The sequence below is a fragment of the Aquirufa sp. TARAVU-A1A genome, from assembly GCF_054558675.1.
The window spans coordinates 68,562-84,990 of sequence record NZ_JBPXKP010000001.1; the positions used below are offsets into that span (position 1 = coordinate 68,562).

The following is a 16,429-nucleotide window of genomic DNA, read 5'->3' on the forward strand; positions in this document are numbered from 1 at the left end:
ATGCGCGGATTTTGGCAAGACTTTCAACGCTTAATTCAGCAGCCCGGCGAGGGTTTGTTGAAAATCATTGCAGTGAATTGTTTGCTATTTCTTGCCTTGATGCTGTTCCGGATCGTAATGATTATCAGCGGCAAAGCCTATGTTTATGAATTGCTATTGGAGCAATTGACACTATCCGCCAACATCCAATCCAACCTCTTACATCCTTGGCGATTCATCAGCTACTTTTTTGTGCATGTGGAAATTTTCCATTTGGCCTTCAACATGATGTTCCTTTATTGGTTCGGGAAAATTCTGCAAGAGGTCATCGGGAATAATAAAAGTGTGCAAACTTTTTTCTTGGGTGGCATCATGGGGGCTATCGCTTTTTTGTTGGCTTATAATTTCATTCCTTTTTTTGAGCGCCAAGGTGGGAGTTATTTATTGGGCGCTTCGGGGGGAGTTTTTGCTATCGTTTTGGCTGCTGCCACCCTCCGACCGAATTTCGAGGTCCATTTATTTTTAATTGGTCCCGTTCGCATCAAATACATCGCGGGCTTTTATTTAATTTGGTCACTTTTAGAGACCGTAGGTACAAACGCAGGAGGTCAAATTGCCCATTTAGGTGGTGCAATGGTTGGCTTTTTCATGGGTTATCTGCACGAACATCCCATAAATTGGGAAAGATTTAGAAAAAAAGAAAGCCCATTCATTCATGCCGACTTAACGCGTGAAAAAAAGCCAAGAAAACAAGCAGAAAACATCGATGAAGAAGAGCTGAATCAGATTTTGGACAAAATATCGAAGTCGGGCTACGACAGCCTCAGCAAAACCGAAAAAAGAAGATTGTTCAAGGCAAGTCAAAAAAATGAGTAAGCGTCAAAAACATTTTTACCTTTGTAGAGTTTTTCTTTCACTTGAATAAATTATTTGTGTCAACTCAATTCCCTGCCGGCCCCTTACTAAGCAAGATTCAGGCACCTGCCGATCTGCGTAAGTTACAAGCCAATCAGCTTCCAGCTGTTTGCGAGGAATTGCGTCAATACATCATTGATCATGTCTCGGTTAATGGAGGACACTTTGGCGCTTCATTGGGTGTGACCGAATTAACGGTAGCCTTGCATTATGTGTTTAACACGCCCTATGACCAATTAGTCTGGGACGTGGGACATCAGGCTTATGGGCATAAGATATTAACGGGCCGACAAGGCGTTTTTCACACAAATCGTTTGTTGGGCGGAATCAGCGGATTCCCCAAAAGATCCGAAAGTGAATATGATGCATTTGGTGTAGGACATTCATCCACATCCATTTCAGCCGCCTTAGGCATGGCTGTAGCGTCCCGCTATAAAAAAGAATTTGATCGCCAACATATTGCCGTGATAGGAGACGGTTCCATGACGGCAGGTATGGCATTCGAGGCGATGAATCATGCCGGAGATATCCCAAACAACATGATTATCATTTTAAATGATAATTGCATGGCGATTGACCCCAATGTGGGCGCTTTGAAAGAATATTTAACCGACATCACGACGTCCCATACTTACAACAAAGTGAAGGATGATGTTTGGAACCTACTAGGCAAGATGTCCCGCTTTGGGAAGTCGGCGCAAGAAATCGTATCCAAAATCGAGAATGGGTTAAAAGCTACCTTGCTGAAGCAAAGCAATTTATTTGAGTCGTTCAATTTGCGCTATTTCGGACCCATCGATGGACATGATGTAGAATACCTAGCCACTGTTTTGCGTGACTTAAAAGATATTCCCGGCCCTAAAATTTTACATTGCGTAACTACGAAAGGCAAAGGATATTCGTTAGCTGAAAAAGATCAAACACTTTGGCATGCCCCGGGTAAATTCGATAAGCTAACCGGCGAAATTGAAAAGAAGACCTACGACAATCCGCAAGCACCCAAGTATCAAGAAGTTTTCGGACATACATTATTGGAACTTGCTGAGCAAAACCCTAAAATCATGGGGATTACTCCAGCGATGCCTTCCGGTTCATCATTGAATATCATGATGGCGGCGATGCCGGACCGAGCATTCGATGTGGGAATTGCCGAGCAACATGCCGTTACATTTTCGGCGGGATTAGCCACCCAAGGATTGACTGTATTCTGTAATATCTACAGTTCCTTTATGCAAAGGGGCTATGACCAAGTTGTACATGATGTGTGTTTGCAAAAGTTACCGGTAATTTTCTGCCTAGACCGTGCAGGTTTAGCAGGAGCAGACGGCCCTACGCACCATGGGAATTTGGACATTGCGATGATGCGTTGTGTACCTAACATGATTGTGGCAGCACCACGCAATGAGCAAGAATTAAGAAATATCATGTACACAGCTTCGCTAGATTCATTCAAAGAACGAGGAGAAGCCATCAGCATTCGTTATCCAAGAGGCCAGGGCGTTATGCCCGCTTGGCGTACAAATTTTGAGCAAATTGAAATCGGCTCTGGCGTTCAACTTACTAACGGCGAAGATATCGCCATTTTAAGCTTAGGACATATCGGGAACGAAGCGATTAAAGCCGTTGAACTATTAGCCAATCAAGGAATCCAAGCAGCATTATATGACATGCGCTTCGCCAAACCTTTAGATGTAAAACTTTTGCATGAGATTTTTAGCAAATTTAAGACCATCTTAACGGTAGAAGACGCATCCATCGTTGGCGGTTTTGGTTCTGCCATTGCGGAATTCATGGTAGATCATCAATATCAGGCCAACATGATCCGTTTGGGAATCCCAGACCATATTGTGGAGCATGGCGAACAGAGTGAATTATATGCACTTTGTGGGATTGATTCGGTCGGAATTGCACAAAAAATAGCTGAGCAATTAGGCGCGAAAGCAAGCGTCAAGGCATCAAAGGCCCTGACGGAATAAATTCCCCGCAGCTGATTTTTAATCAATTAGCACTTTTCAAAGAAATAATCCGTACCTTTGCACCTTAAATTCCCCGACTTGGGAGAATTTTAATTCATTCAACGCCTACATTTTTATGCAAAGCATTCGTAACATTGCCATCATTGCCCACGTTGACCACGGTAAAACGACACTTGTGGACAAAATTATTCATGCCTCTAAAATCTTCCGTGAGAACCAGGAATTTGGAGATTTGATCCTAGATAATAACGACTTAGAACGTGAACGCGGTATTACGATTGTTTCTAAAAACGTATCGGTTCGTTATAATGGAGTAAAAATCAACATCATTGATACACCAGGTCACGCCGACTTTGGCGGTGAAGTGGAGCGCGTACTTCGTATGGCGGATGGTGTTATTTTATTGGTTGACGCCTTTGAAGGCCCGATGCCACAAACACGTTTCGTATTATCAAAAGCAATCGCTTTAGGTCTTAAGCCTATCGTAGTAGTGAATAAAGTAGATAAAGAAAACTGTCGTCCAGATGAGGTACACGAAAGTGTATTTGACTTGATGTTCAACTTAGATGCAACGGAAGATCAATTGGATTTCCCATGTGTTTACGGTTCATCGAAACAAGGATGGATGAGTGACGATTGGAAAAAACCAACCGACAACATCATCCCATTATTGGATGCAATCATCGAGCACATCCCTGCATCTAAAGTTCAGGAGGGAACACCACAAATGCAGATTACGTCTTTGGACTACTCTTCATTCGTAGGTCGTATCGCGATCGGACGTTTAGAGCGTGGAACGTTGACAGAAGGAATGCAAATTTCTTTATGTAAAGCAGATGGCTCGACGAAGAAAATGCGTATCAAAGAACTTCAAGTATTTGAAGGACTTGGCAAAGTTAAAGTTGACAAAGTAGAATGCGGTGAGATTTGCGCAGTAACAGGTATCGAAGATTTTGAAATTGGTGATACAATTGCTGATGCAGAAAATCCAGAGGCATTAGAGCGTATCGCAATCGATGAGCCTACGATGAACATGTTGTTCACCATCAATAACTCGCCATTCTTTGGTAAAGAAGGTAAATTAGTAACATCTCGTCACATCCGTGAACGTCTATTCAAAGAGACGGAGAAAAACTTAGCCTTGAAAGTAGTTCCTACAGAAAGCGAAGATAAATTCTTGGTATTTGGACGTGGTATTCTCCACTTGTCGGTATTAATCGAGACCATGCGTCGCGAAGGATACGAATTACAAGTAGGTCAGCCACAAGTTATCTTCAAAGAAGGTCCTAACGGTGAGCGTTTAGAGCCCATTGAATCTTTAGTAGTAGACGTACCTGCGGAAGTTGCTGGTAAAGTAATTGAATTAGCCACACAAGGTAAAGGTGAGTTATTGATCATGGAACCGAAAGGTGACTTGCAACACTTAGAATTCAACATTCCATCTCGTGGATTGATTGGTTTACGTTCGAAAGTGTTAACAGCTACATTTGGTGAGGCAATCATGGCACACCGTTTTATTGCTTACGAAGAGTTCAAAGGAGCTATTCCAGGTCGTATCAACGGATCATTGATCTCGATGAATACAGGCCCTGCGATTCCGTATGCAATCGATAAATTACAAGACAGAGGGGTGTTCTTCATCGATCCAGGTGAAGAAGTTTACACAGGAATGGTTGTAGGTGAGCACAATCGCCAAAATGACATCGAAGTGAACCTTCAAGCTTCGAAGCAATTAACGAATATGCGTGCTTCAGGTACGGATTCAAATACCAAAATTGCTCCGAAATTAAACTTCTCATTAGAAGAGTGTATGGAGTTTATCCAAAAGGATGAATACTTAGAAATCACTCCGAAATCTTTACGTATGCGTAAGATCTTCTTAGATCCAAACGAGCGTAAACGTAACGAGAAGAAACCTAGCTAATCTTAGAAGGCTGCCTAAACGGGCGGCCTTTTTTTATGGAAAACGAATTGCTGCTTGCTCGGCTAAATAATATACTTTTTTAGGCCAAAAAGGCTTGAGTTTAGCCATTCGATATTTGCTCGGTTTACGAATAAAATACCAAGTTGCCCCCTGCCAAGATTTCAAAAATCGAGGATCTCTCAAATCTAAATCTGCGGCTAAAATCAAATTGCTTTTGTGAATATTTCGTTGAACACTCGGTTTCGCCAGATAAACAAATTCATTGCCCTGATACTTCCACTGAAAACTACCTTGTGGCCATTTTCGAGACAAGGTATCAACCACTTGATTCCTTGCCCACCAAGGACTAGCATTTGCCTGTAACCATGCTTCACTCACTGCGCCATAGCTTTGCCCATATATCCCTTTAGTTCTGAGAAATACCAACTGCTTTTCTGCCACGGTTAAATAGGCTTCATCCTGCCAAGGCTCCATCAAACGATAAATCAGAACAAAGCTCAAGAGGCCTATTCCAAGGTAGATCACCCAGACCCTGCGCATTGCCCACCAATACCAAATCAAGCTGATTCCCAAATAATAGGCTCCTAATTCAAATCCATTCATTCGGACAAAGGAAATCACTGTCTGAAAGCGCCCCGTGGTATAAAACATGAGGCCATGTAAAAGCTCAAAACTGAATAAAAACAAATGACCTAAGGCAGAAAAAACGAATGGTATATGACTGATGAAAGGAGCTAAAATCAGATACAAAAACCCCATTCCTAAGGTGAGTGTTGAAAGCAAAACCAATGCCGGGTTGAGCAAAAAGAAATAAAAAGGATTTGGGAATTGATGAAAGTAAAAGATAATTAAGGGCCATGTGAAAATTTGGGCACTAATGGCGACACAGGTCAACTCCCATGCTTGTTGGGCTAACCAAGTTTTTGGCTTCCATAATTGGACGAGTTTGCTTTGAAATAGAATTAGTCCAAGCACGGCCGCATAAGACAGTTGGAAACCCACTTGAAACAATTCATTCGGTTGAATCACGAGGATAACTAAACAAGAAAACGCCCAAATATTCAACGGATGTGATCGCAAGCGAAACACCTGCGCAAAGAGCAATACCGAAAACATCCAAGCCGAACGCAATACGGGTGCAGAAAATCCTGACATCGCCGCATACGTCCACAAGACAAGCATAATCAGGGTAAAATAGGTATGTGGGCCATAGGGCCGAAAACGCGTTAAGAACCCAAATAAGAATTGCAAACCCAAATAAAGTAAGCCAACGTGCATGCCAGACACCGACAAAATATGAATCGCCCCTAATGCCGCATAGGATTGTCGTGTCTCAAAATCGATTGTGTTTCCAATTCCTAAAAACATTGCCTCAGCCACATTGCGATGAACGCCTACCGGCAATGCTTGATGCAAATAAAATACGGCCTGATTTCTAAGCTTATCGATAAAATGGATACGAATTTTTGCATCTCGCAACAAGTTCATACTTTTCGATGCGACAAAACTTGTGGCATAGATTCCTTGTCGGGCATAATAAGTCTTCCAATCAAATGCCCCAGGCAACAAAGCCTCTCGTATGGGTTTCAAACTTCCGTAAACTTGATATACCTGGCCACTCCGGGGTGCAAATCCCTTCAGCGGAACATATACGATGGATGCAAATTGAACTTGAATCCATTGATATTTATGTCGAACGGAAATTACCTTCGCCCGAATTTTCCAAGATTTAGCTCCAGCAACAGGTTCCTGGTCGATTTGAAATACAAAGGAATCGTGATTCGGAATAGAGGACTTTCGTTCAGCGAGTTGGGCAAATCGAACATAGGATACGCCCATAATAAATATAAGGCTAAAAATTCTCCACTGTCGGAAGACCAGCAGTAAGCTCAAAGCCAATGCAACCAATCCGTAAGGACCGACCAAAAAGCCGATGATCCACAGGCCTAAAATTCGCAGAAAAGGGAAAGGACTAAAAAATGAAAACACAGCTTAGGCGAAAAGGCCTAAATGTAGAATTTTTTTGATTGGATTAATTCCTCCACGGTATCAGGAACTAGATATTTTATCGACTGACCTTGTTGGATACATTGCCGGATATACGTCGCCGAAATTTGCAATAATGGCGCTTCAATGCGTGTAACCTGCGGATGCTGCCACAGATCACTCTGTTTTTGCTCACCGCGGGGATAAACGTAGAGGCCAAAATAATCAAGTATCTTATCGTAGTTCTTCCAACTTTTGAATTGCTCGAGGTTATCACCTCCCAATATTAAGCGAAATGAATCGTTGGGAAATTTCTCTGATAGATGCGTCAGCGTATGTATTGTATAAGAAGGCTTGGACAAATGAAATTCGATATCAGAGCTCTTAAAATGATAATTATCTGCGATGGCACGATCGACTAAATCCAATCGATCGAATTCGTGCAAAAGTGTTTTGCTGTGCTTATGCGGGTTTTGAGGAGAAACAACGAACCAGATTTGGTCTACATCCGTTTGATTTAATACTGCTTGAGCAATAATGAGGTGGCCATGATGAATGGGATTAAATGATCCGAAAAATAGGCCAATCTTCATTTTATCGCGTAAAATTATCGAATAAACTTTGTGCCTCTTTGACGGCATCCTCTAATTTGTCGTTCACGAGAATCACATCAAATTTGTCTTGGAAAGCCCATTCAAATTTCATCTTGAAAATTCGTTTAGAAAGTGATTCTTCGGTTTCGGTGCCGCGCGCACGGAGACGATCTTCGAGCATTTCGAGGGTAGGAACTTTGACAAAAATGGCTAATGCACGCTCCTTGTAATAGTTTTTCAACGCCAGACCGCCTTTTACATCCACATCAAAAATGACATGTTTTCCTGATGCCCAGATGCGCTCAATTTCAGACTTCAATGTCCCATAATAAGCGCCAGGGTAAACTTCCTCCCACTCGACAAATGCATCCTCATCGATTTTGGCACGAAACTCATCAGGTGTCATGAAATAATAATCCTGACCATTCGCCTCGGCACGTCCACGTTTATCTCGTGTACAAGCGGAAATAGAAAATCCTAAATTGGGATTATTGGCCAATAATTCTTTTACGATGGTTGTTTTACCGGATCCGGATGGGGCAGAAAAAATAATGAGTTTACCTTCCAAGTGCAGCTTGATTTAATTAGCTAGCAAAATAACGGAATAAGTATGGAAATAAGGATTAAAACGACAAAAAGTTTTGATTTGATGCGTGCGAAAAGTGCTTCAGGACATTTGCTAGAACAGCTTGATTTAATCGCATTACGCAAAGATTGCTCGAGTTCATATCCTTCTTGGCAAGGGATACATTGTTCCTTATTGGCTAGAAAAGTTGCCTCCTCTTCGGGCGAAGCTTCACGGTCGACGATACGTTGAATTAACTTTAAACAATCAGCCTGATGGTTACAATTCTTTTTCATGAGTTTACATGCTTAATGCACTATTTTTTTAACAACGAGGAAGGGATAAAAAGTTCATTTGCTTACGGGTGACACATTGTCAGTGATAACCTTTACTTTTTGCGTAAGAGGCTAAACTCTCTTTCAAAATGGCACGTGCACGATGGAGTCGTGAACGAACAGTTCCAATCGGAATATCCAATATACGAGCCATTTCCTCGTAACTAAATTCTTCTAAATCACAGAGAATAATAATCATTCGAAAGTCTACGGGTAAGGCTTGAATGGCTGCCGTAATTTCATCGCCAAGCATCTCATTAACCGTTTCCGCATGCAAGTCGGCATGCATCGCAGGTTCTTGATCTTCATCACCCGAAAAGGATTGCTCAACCCATTCAAACTCCACTTTTGAGGGGCCACGCGATTTTTTCCGGTAATCGTTAATGAAATTATTTTTCAGAATTCTGAATAACCAGGCTTTGGCATAGGTTCCTGGTTCGAATGAATCGATGAACCGAAAGGCTTTCATGCAGGTATCTTGAACAAGATCCTGCGCATCATCCTCATCATTAGTAAGTCGGAGAGCAAAGTTATACATCGCATCAAGATGCGGCATAAACTCTTTCTCAAATAAGGCTTGCGCATTATTTTGAGGCATCGAAACTGTTATTGTAGGTGTTTCCATGGTAGGCAATTAAGCACATCGAATTTGATATGTGCATACGAATGCCTACAAATCTAAGACCAAAAATTAATCTGCCAAAAAGACCTATTCCGGTCGGTTGAAAAATTCTAAAATTCCAAAGACTGCCATGCCTAATAACGTAGATGATAAGGCTTTCAACAGACTAAAGCCCAATAGGGTCCAGTCTCCTGCTTCCAATATAAACAGCAGTAAATGATGCGACATCAACATGAGGAATAAATAAGGAAAGAACCAAAGCCACTTCATTTCGGCTAATGAAATGCTGGAACGCTCATCGTAACCATTCGCCGGCGTAAGAATTCGGAAATACACAGGACGCAACCAAGCCACTAAAACACATGCGAAGGCATGCATGCCATGGGTATTATAAAAAATATCGATTAGCCATCCTACAAACATTGAACCTACTAATAAGATCCATGTATTTGTTTGCATAGGCGCTTTTACCAAAAACCAAATATAGATAAAACAGAAGGCTACATTCGCAATGGCAATATCTCGTAAGAACAATACCTGAATTGCAATCGCAAAAACGACCGAGAAAAACCATTTAAAATTAAATGTGAAATTCATGTTATTCTGCTTTCGGTTTAGTCGTTTCTAATTGAGCTTGTTGGCCTGCCAAACGATTCTTGATAACATAGACATATTGCAGCGTAGCGAACTGCGTGAACAACATAACTTTAATGTCATGGAACGTATCGTCCTTTTCGAGACCTACTTTCGCGACGATACCAATGGGAATATTGGGCGGAAACACGGCATTATAATCAGAGGTAACAACGGTATCACCCTTGACAACTTTTTTATATTTGGAGACATCCATCATGTCCGCAACCTCACTTTGATAACCAGGCCATTTAATGTAGCCTAATTCCCCGCTGCGCTTTAATTTGGCCGAAACTGAGTTACTCGTATGCAGGATGGATACAACCAAAGCTAAATTTTCCGTACAAGACATGACTTTCCCCACAACACCGGTGGACGAAATGACGGCCATTCCGGGCAATATACCATCTGCGCGCCCTTTGTCTATGGTTAAATAGTTCTGCGACATGCGTGTCGATTGATCAATAACGCGGGTGGCAACAGCTTGATAGCGATTCAGCATCGCCTCAGAAACATAATAGGGAAGTTTTGTCAATGGCTGTTGTTGGCTTTTCAAACGCAACAATTCAGTCCGCAAACGCGCATTTTCTTGGGCGAGTGTACCGTTAACAATACGCAGTTGATGATAGGTTTTTACTTCTTGTGTCGTAGACAAAATGGAAGCGGCCCATAGATTTGTCGTATTAAAATAGAGCGAATGCTGGTATGCATTGTATTTAAATACGGCCCAAACATTGACCAATTCAAGCAACAAGAACAAAAGGATAACCCTTTGACGCGCTAAAAATTGGAACAATTGAATCATGAGTTATCGCGATTGAAAACTAGGTAATTAAAACAGGTTTGTATTTCTCAAGGTTCTTCAAAATTTCACCCGTTCCGCGTACAACTGCTTTCAATGGATCGTCAGCTACATGGACTTTCAATTGCGTTTTCTTTTCGATACGTTTATCTAAACCATGTAACATCGCACCACCACCGGCTAAGTGAATACCATTGTGGAAAATATCACCCGAAAGTTCCGCTGGAGCTCGTTGTAAGGTTTCCATAATCGCTACCTCAATTTTCGTGATTGACGAATCTAAAGCATAGGCGATTTCAGAATAATTGATCAAAATTTCTTTCGGGATACCCGTCATTTGATCACGACCACGAATTTCAAAATCGGCTGGTGGGTTTTCTAATTCAGGTAATGCCGCTCCGACTTGAATTTTAATTTGCTCTGCAGAACGCTCACCGATAACCAATTTGTGTTCGCGCAACAAGTAATCTTTAATGTCACGTGTAAATTCATCACCAGCCACACGAATCGAGTTTTCCACCACGATACCGCTCAAGGAAATAATAGCAACCTCCGTGGTACCCCCTCCAATATCTACAACCAATGAACCATTGGGCTGTTCAATGTCTATTCCGATACCAATCGCAGCAGCGATAGGCTCATGTACCATGTAAACTTCACGAGCACCTGCGTGCTCCGCTGAATCCTTTACCGCACGTTTCTCTACCTCCGTTATACCTGATGGGATACAGATCACCATGCGAAGTGCAGGTGAGAAAAATGAATTTCCACGATCCAACATTTTAATCAACCCGCGCAACATTAATTCCGCTGCGGTAAAGTCGGCGATTACTCCATCTTTCAATGGACGAATCGTTTTGATATTATCATTTGTCTTTTCGTGCATCATCATCGCTTGTCGACCTACAGCTAACACCTTGTTTGTGTTACGGTCTAAAGCAATAATCGACGGCTCGTCGACAACAACTTGATTTTTGTGAATAATTAAGGTATTCGCTGTACCTAAATCAATGGCGATGTCCTTGGTCAGGAAATTAAATAGTCCCATGGTGTTTCAAATAGGGGAAATAATAAAGCTATACATGCTCTAGAAAACAAATTTACAGATAAAAAATGACCTAATGATTGATTTTATATCAAATTTCTAATCTCCCTAAAAATAATTATAAAAAACAGATTAGCACAGAATTTCAAACCGCTCCCACCCCGCCAGCGGGATATATAGGTATATTACAATTAATGCTGGTCGACACATTTCGCCAAATGGACAAAAATTAACATAAAATAATTTGGAATTATTATCTGATTTATTAGTTTTGTCCAAATTAAAAAGTTAAAACCGTGTTTTTCGGTGGATAATCAGGAATAAAATGGAAGATTACAACAAGATCATTGAGTCCCTTGGGGTCAAATTCATCAAAGCACGCAACATAAGAATATTACAACCTATTCGTATTAAGAATTACTACGATGTGGAAAACTCGCTCTTGATATTGTACAAAGGCGAAGTTTCTTTTGGTGAGGAAGATACCCCAGTAGAGGAAGGCGACATGCTTTTTATCCCTGGAGGTAAAATGGTCAGCGTAACTTATGGAAACGCTGAAAAACCAAAAGCTGTTAACAATGAGGAGTTCATGACCCACCGCGAAATGTACTTCGACTTGAACATGGATTCGCAAAATATCGGTAGCCATGAAAATTCTTTCGGAATGGTTGCCTTTGAAGCGAAAGTATTTGACTCTGTCAACTTCTTCACCTCTTTAGATATCCCTCCTTTTTTAATCAAGAAGGATGAAAAATTAGCTCAAACAATCAAAGAGATTTTGTTAGAGGATATGTCTGATGAGATTGGTAAAGGCCGTATCATCAAAATTAAAACGGAAGAAATCGTGATTGAGGTCATCCGTTACATCATCCAAAACCGTCTTTTCGTTGAGCAATTAGCCACAAACAGCACCTATTTCAAAGACCCTCGCTTAATCGATATTTTTGCCTACATCAAAGATCATATCGGAGGTGACTTATCTAACAAGGTCCTAGCAAACGTCGCGAATGTATCTGAAGATTATGTAGGTCAATATTTCAAAATGTTGACTGGTATTAATCCACAAGATTACATCGAATACCAACGAATGGAAGCGGCTGTAGGCTTATTACGAACAACCAAGAAATCCATCCGTGCGATTGGTTCAGAAGTTGGCTACAAAGACACCGCCTATTTCTGTCGTCGTTTCAAAATGATGTTTGGAATTCCAGCAGGAAAAATGAGACGCCGCGAATCGTTGATGAACATCTAAGCGATTCCACTATAAACATAAAAAAGGCCCAGTTTTCACTGGGCCTTTTCTTTTGCAAATACTATAACAAGTATTTCAACTTCACTAACTCGCGCTCTGTTAGGTAACGCCAGCTGCCACGAGGCAAATCTTTTTTGGTCAAGCCCGCAAAGGTTGTTCGGTCAAGTTTGGTTACTTCGTAGCCCAAATGTTCAAAAATACGACGAACGATACGGTTCTTACCTGAGTGAATTTTCACCCCAATCACATAACCGTCTGGTGTAACTTTGGCCAAATCATCTACCTTAATTTCACCATCTTCCAATTTTAAACCCGCAACGATTTTTTCAAAATCCTCGTCGGTCAATGGCTTATCCAATTCCGCTTGGTAAATCTTTTCAATTTCATTCGATGGGTGCGTCAATTTATCCGCTAATTCGCCATCATTTGTCAATAAAATTAAGCCTGTTGTATTTCGATCCAAACGTCCAACGGGATAAATACGAGATTCGCCCGCATTTTTCACTAATTCCATCACCGTTTTACGATCTTGAGGATCTTCCGTCGTAGTTAAGAAATCTTTAGGCTTATTCAATAAGACATAGGCAGGCTTCTCGCGATTCAAACGACGATTACCGTATTTCACGACATCCGTTGGAGCCACTTGGTAACCCATTTCCGTAACAACCTTATTGTTCACTTTAATTTCACCCGCTTCGATCAACTTATCCGCATCCCGACGAGAACATATACCTGCATTCGCGATGAAACGATTTAATCGAACTTCATCACCACGACGCTCAGTCTGCGCAATTTTCTTTTGAATTTTAGCAGGAGCATTTTCTTTGTAACGATCTAATTTATAGGCTGGAGAAAAGGCTGGTGCCTGATCATGGCGATTACGCGATTTGAACGTATCGCGCTTCGAAAACTTGGCTGTTCGTCCACGATCATCTTCCCGAGGGGTAAATTTACGTTCCTCTCGAGCTTCAAAATTACGAGGCGCCTCATCGCGTACTGGACGCGGTGAAAAATCACCACCCGTTCTTCTAAAAGGTGCGCGTGGAGCTTCACCCTCTTCACGAGGAGCACGTGGCGTATATGGGCGATCGCTAGATCCCTCACGATTGAATGGACGACGCTCACTATCTTCGCGAGGTGCACGAGGTGTATATGGACGATCATTCGATCCTTCACGATTGTAAGGACGACGTTCGCCACCTTCACGAGGTACACGTGGCGTATACGGACGATCGCTAGATCCCTCACGGTTGAAAGGCCGACGCTCACCCTCCTCACGAGGTGCACGAGGAGTATATGGACGGTCGCTAGATCCTTCACGGTTGTAAGGACGACGTTCGCCACCTTCACGAGGTGCACGTGGTGTATACGGACGATCGCTAGATCCCTCACGGTTGTAAGGACGACGCTCAGCACCTTCACGTGGTGCACGAGGCGTATATGGACGATCACTAGATCCTTCACGGTTGTAAGGACGACGCTCAGCACCTTCACGTGGTGCACGAGGTGTATATGGACGATCTCCACCTTCAAAAGGTTTACGGTCACCTGCAGAAGCCCGATTAGGCCCTGAAGAACGATCACTAAAATTTCTTGCTGTTGAGCGACCACCTGAATTACTACGTGGCGCATCTGAACGACGGTTGTCGTCTTTCTGAATTCTTTTTCTCATAAAATATGCAACATCACTGCTGGATTTGACAAGGATTTATTTCCTTGACTGATTGATAATTTATGCAAAGGTACATCAAAAAAACGAGCATAGCTTATTACATTTGAAAGATCTTTAAGGGCCATGCTAGCAAAATCAACTCAAATCGTCCGTTTACTCGCTTTTTTTATCGTTCTCACAACGATATTTGGCTGTAATCCTACGCGTCAAACAAGCAAAAAAGGCTTGAAATATTTTGAAAGAGGCGAATATGAATGGGCCATTCAAGCGCTCAAACCTTTGGCAGATCAAGGTATCGAAGGAGATAAAAGCGCCTATTATGTGGCGGAATCTTACCGACTCTCTAATCGGATTGGATTGTCGCTCCCTTATTACCAAAAAGCCCAATCAAAAGGAATCGACGACATTTTAGTCAATTATCACATTGCACTAGCAGCAAAATCGCTAGGAGATTATTCCCTATGCAAAACTTATTTGACTAAATTTCTTCAAAGCAAACCGAACCGCTTCTACCAAATAAAAGCTGAAATTGAATTAGAGAATTTGGATAAAATCCCTTCCCTCGTTCAAAAGCAAAGCCCAGTTGCCCTCTTCCCATTATTGGGGAATACGTCTAAAACAGAATTTGCAGCCCAAAAAATAGGCAACGAATTGCTCTTCACCAGTTCAAGCAAACCCTTGATTTACAAAAACAATGGACTTCCTTTCTTGGGTTTATACAGCGCCCCCTTGTTAAAAGAAAATGAAATCACCACGCCACATTTATTTAGCGATAAACTTTACAAAGAAAATGCCAATGACGGAACTCCAGCGTTTTCGCACGATGGCACAACAGTTGTTTTCGCACGTGGAAATACCGGCAAAAGCAAGGACCCTTCTCCCGATGTAGACTTATACATTTCGAAAAAAAATGGAAAAGATTGGTCGGAGCCGGAACGCTTAGCCATCTCAGATTCCATTGCATGGGATGGTAGCCCCTGTTTTTCATTTGATGACCGAACGCTCTATTTCAGCTCAAATAGAAGAGGCGGCAAAGGGGGACTAGATCTATATCGCGTACCGATTGATAATTCAGGCCGCTTTGGCAGACCGATTAATTTAGGTTCCATCATCAATACGCCCGGCGATGAGATATTCCCTTTTGTGAGTGAGAATGGGAAACTCTATTTTTCTTCGGATGGACATCCGAGTATTGGCGGCTTAGATCTTTATGTAGCGAGTCGAAATGACAATGAAATTAGTATTGAACATTTAGGCGTTCCCATGAACTCAATCGGGGATGATTTTGCCATCAATCTTTCAGACCCAGTTTCTGGCTATATCAGCTCCAATCGTCCAGGAGGCAAAGGAGATGATGACATCTATTTCTTTAAATCTAGCGGGAATGAGGATCATTGGTGGTCAAATGACAGCACAAAAACAGCTACCAACCAGACCTTGAAAACGGTTAATTATTCCCTAGCCGTCCAAGTCGTACAACCTGATGGGAAACCGATTCAAGGCGTGCAGGTGAGTGCCCGAAGAAATGGGGAATCAAGTGAGGTTTTCACCAGTGACAAGCTAGGCAATATTGATCCATTCAGTCTAAATTCAGGCGATGAAATTCAATTCAAACTTGAAAAAGATGGATATATTTCCGCACGTTCAAGCTTTTCGTTGGAGGGCAGAGAAATTCCTCAAGCCTTGCTAAAAAAGGAACTTACGGACACGACATTTGCGTTTAAGATCGTGATGGACCAGCCAGAAATCGGGAAAGAAATCAGTCAATTTTACCAGTTAAATTCCATTTATTACGATTTAGACAAAGCAGATATCCGACCAGATGCAGCTGTTGAATTAGACAAAATCGTCAATTTCTTGCTGGACAATCCTCAAGTTAACTTAGAATTGGGTGCCCACACGGATGCGCGTGCAACGGCAGCATACAATCAGAAATTATCACAACGCCGCGCGGAATCAGCTGTAAAATACATCTTGCAACGCGGAATTGCGAAAGACCGAATCAAACCGAAAGGGTATGGCGAAAGCCAATTAATCAATGAATGTTCAGACGGCGTAGATTGCCCAGAGGAAATGCATCAGCAGAACCGTCGGACAGAGTTTAAAATCATCCAAATAAATCAGGAATAA

At 41.9% G+C, this 16,429-nt stretch carries 14 protein-coding genes; 5 read left to right on the forward strand and 9 right to left on the reverse strand.

All coding sequences use genetic code 11. The features are described from left to right. The 3 genes from V7S75_RS00350 (at position 1) to typA (ending at position 4,794) form a co-directional block, all read left to right on the forward strand. Entirely contained in the window at positions 1-855 is an 855-nt protein-coding gene (locus V7S75_RS00350; RefSeq protein WP_459510726.1) for a rhomboid family intramembrane serine protease, read from the forward strand. A gap of 56 nt (positions 856-911) precedes the next feature. Further along, complete coding sequence (gene dxs / locus V7S75_RS00355) at positions 912-2,870, forward strand: 1-deoxy-D-xylulose-5-phosphate synthase (RefSeq protein ID WP_459510727.1); 1,959 nt, start codon at positions 912-914, stop codon at positions 2,868-2,870. A 115-nt stretch (positions 2,871-2,985) separates the two neighbouring features. Next, positions 2,986-4,794 carry a translational GTPase TypA gene (typA, locus tag V7S75_RS00360; RefSeq protein ID WP_459510728.1) on the forward strand — a complete coding sequence of 603 codons (1,809 nt, stop codon included), beginning with the start codon at positions 2,986-2,988 and terminating at the stop codon, positions 4,792-4,794. Between the two features lie 33 nt (positions 4,795-4,827). On the opposite strand, the gene V7S75_RS00365 is transcribed toward typA, so the two are convergent. From V7S75_RS00365 to V7S75_RS00400, 8 genes are all read right to left on the reverse strand, one after another. After that, the gene (locus V7S75_RS00365; RefSeq protein ID WP_459510729.1) at positions 4,828-6,783 is read right to left on the reverse strand and encodes a ComEC/Rec2 family competence protein; all 1,956 of its coding nucleotides are present in this window, start codon (positions 6,781-6,783) and stop codon (positions 4,828-4,830) included. A gap of 17 nt (positions 6,784-6,800) precedes the next feature. Beyond that, a complete protein-coding gene (gene nadD / locus V7S75_RS00370; RefSeq protein ID WP_377974748.1) occupies positions 6,801-7,373 on the reverse strand; it encodes a nicotinate (nicotinamide) nucleotide adenylyltransferase in 573 nt (190 codons plus the stop codon). 1 nt (position 7,374) lies between these two features. Next, complete coding sequence (gene gmk / locus V7S75_RS00375) at positions 7,375-7,941, reverse strand: guanylate kinase (protein ID WP_459510730.1); 567 nt, start codon at positions 7,939-7,941, stop codon at positions 7,375-7,377. 20 nt (positions 7,942-7,961) lie between these two features. Beyond that, a complete protein-coding gene (locus V7S75_RS00380) occupies positions 7,962-8,234 on the reverse strand; it encodes a hypothetical protein (RefSeq protein WP_459510731.1) in 273 nt (90 codons plus the stop codon). Between the two features lie 79 nt (positions 8,235-8,313). After that, positions 8,314-8,898 (reverse strand): sigma-70 family RNA polymerase sigma factor, encoded by a 585-nt coding sequence (locus V7S75_RS00385; protein ID WP_459510732.1) that lies wholly within the window; start codon positions 8,896-8,898, stop codon positions 8,314-8,316. Positions 8,899-8,982: 84 nt separating this feature from the next. Next, a complete protein-coding gene (locus V7S75_RS00390; protein WP_459510733.1) occupies positions 8,983-9,492 on the reverse strand; it encodes a hypothetical protein in 510 nt (169 codons plus the stop codon). Position 9,493: 1 nt separating this feature from the next. Next, positions 9,494-10,333 carry a rod shape-determining protein MreC gene (gene mreC / locus V7S75_RS00395; RefSeq protein ID WP_459510734.1) on the reverse strand — a complete coding sequence of 280 codons (840 nt, stop codon included), beginning with the start codon at positions 10,331-10,333 and terminating at the stop codon, positions 9,494-9,496. 19 nt (positions 10,334-10,352) lie between these two features. Continuing rightward, complete coding sequence (locus V7S75_RS00400) at positions 10,353-11,378, reverse strand: rod shape-determining protein (RefSeq protein ID WP_315574959.1); 1,026 nt, start codon at positions 11,376-11,378, stop codon at positions 10,353-10,355. Between the two features lie 322 nt (positions 11,379-11,700). Here V7S75_RS00400 and V7S75_RS00405 point away from each other — a divergent pair, with 322 nt between their 5' ends. Further along, a complete protein-coding gene (locus tag V7S75_RS00405) occupies positions 11,701-12,627 on the forward strand; it encodes an AraC family transcriptional regulator (protein WP_459510735.1) in 927 nt (308 codons plus the stop codon). A 61-nt stretch (positions 12,628-12,688) separates the two neighbouring features. On the opposite strand, the gene V7S75_RS00410 is transcribed toward V7S75_RS00405, so the two are convergent. Then, entirely contained in the window at positions 12,689-14,299 is a 1,611-nt protein-coding gene (locus V7S75_RS00410; protein WP_459510736.1) for a pseudouridine synthase, read from the reverse strand. A 123-nt stretch (positions 14,300-14,422) separates the two neighbouring features. Between V7S75_RS00410 and V7S75_RS00415 the strand changes: the two genes are divergently transcribed. Continuing rightward, positions 14,423-16,429, forward strand: coding sequence for an OmpA family protein (locus tag V7S75_RS00415; RefSeq protein WP_459510737.1), 2,007 nt, complete (start codon positions 14,423-14,425; stop codon positions 16,427-16,429).

Excerpts from the sequence above, each read along its gene's own strand:
- V7S75_RS00350 (WP_459510726.1), top strand. The coding sequence starts at position 1 with ATGCGCGGATTTTGGCAAGACTTTCAACGCTTAATTCAGCAGCCCGGC.
- typA (WP_459510728.1), top strand. The coding sequence starts at position 2,986 with ATGCAAAGCATTCGTAACATTGCCATCATTGCCCACGTTGACCACGGT.
- nadD (WP_377974748.1), bottom strand. The coding sequence starts at position 7,373 with ATGAAGATTGGCCTATTTTTCGGATCATTTAATCCCATTCATCATGGC.
- V7S75_RS00380 (WP_459510731.1), bottom strand. The coding sequence starts at position 8,234 with ATGAAAAAGAATTGTAACCATCAGGCTGATTGTTTAAAGTTAATTCAA.
- V7S75_RS00385 (WP_459510732.1), bottom strand. The coding sequence starts at position 8,898 with ATGGAAACACCTACAATAACAGTTTCGATGCCTCAAAATAATGCGCAA.
- V7S75_RS00390 (WP_459510733.1), bottom strand. The coding sequence starts at position 9,492 with ATGAATTTCACATTTAATTTTAAATGGTTTTTCTCGGTCGTTTTTGCG.
- mreC (WP_459510734.1), bottom strand. The coding sequence starts at position 10,333 with ATGATTCAATTGTTCCAATTTTTAGCGCGTCAAAGGGTTATCCTTTTG.
- V7S75_RS00400 (WP_315574959.1), bottom strand. The coding sequence starts at position 11,378 with ATGGGACTATTTAATTTCCTGACCAAGGACATCGCCATTGATTTAGGT.
- V7S75_RS00405 (WP_459510735.1), top strand. The coding sequence starts at position 11,701 with ATGGAAGATTACAACAAGATCATTGAGTCCCTTGGGGTCAAATTCATC.
- V7S75_RS00410 (WP_459510736.1), bottom strand. The coding sequence starts at position 14,299 with ATGAGAAAAAGAATTCAGAAAGACGACAACCGTCGTTCAGATGCGCCA.
- V7S75_RS00415 (WP_459510737.1), top strand. The coding sequence starts at position 14,423 with ATGCTAGCAAAATCAACTCAAATCGTCCGTTTACTCGCTTTTTTTATC.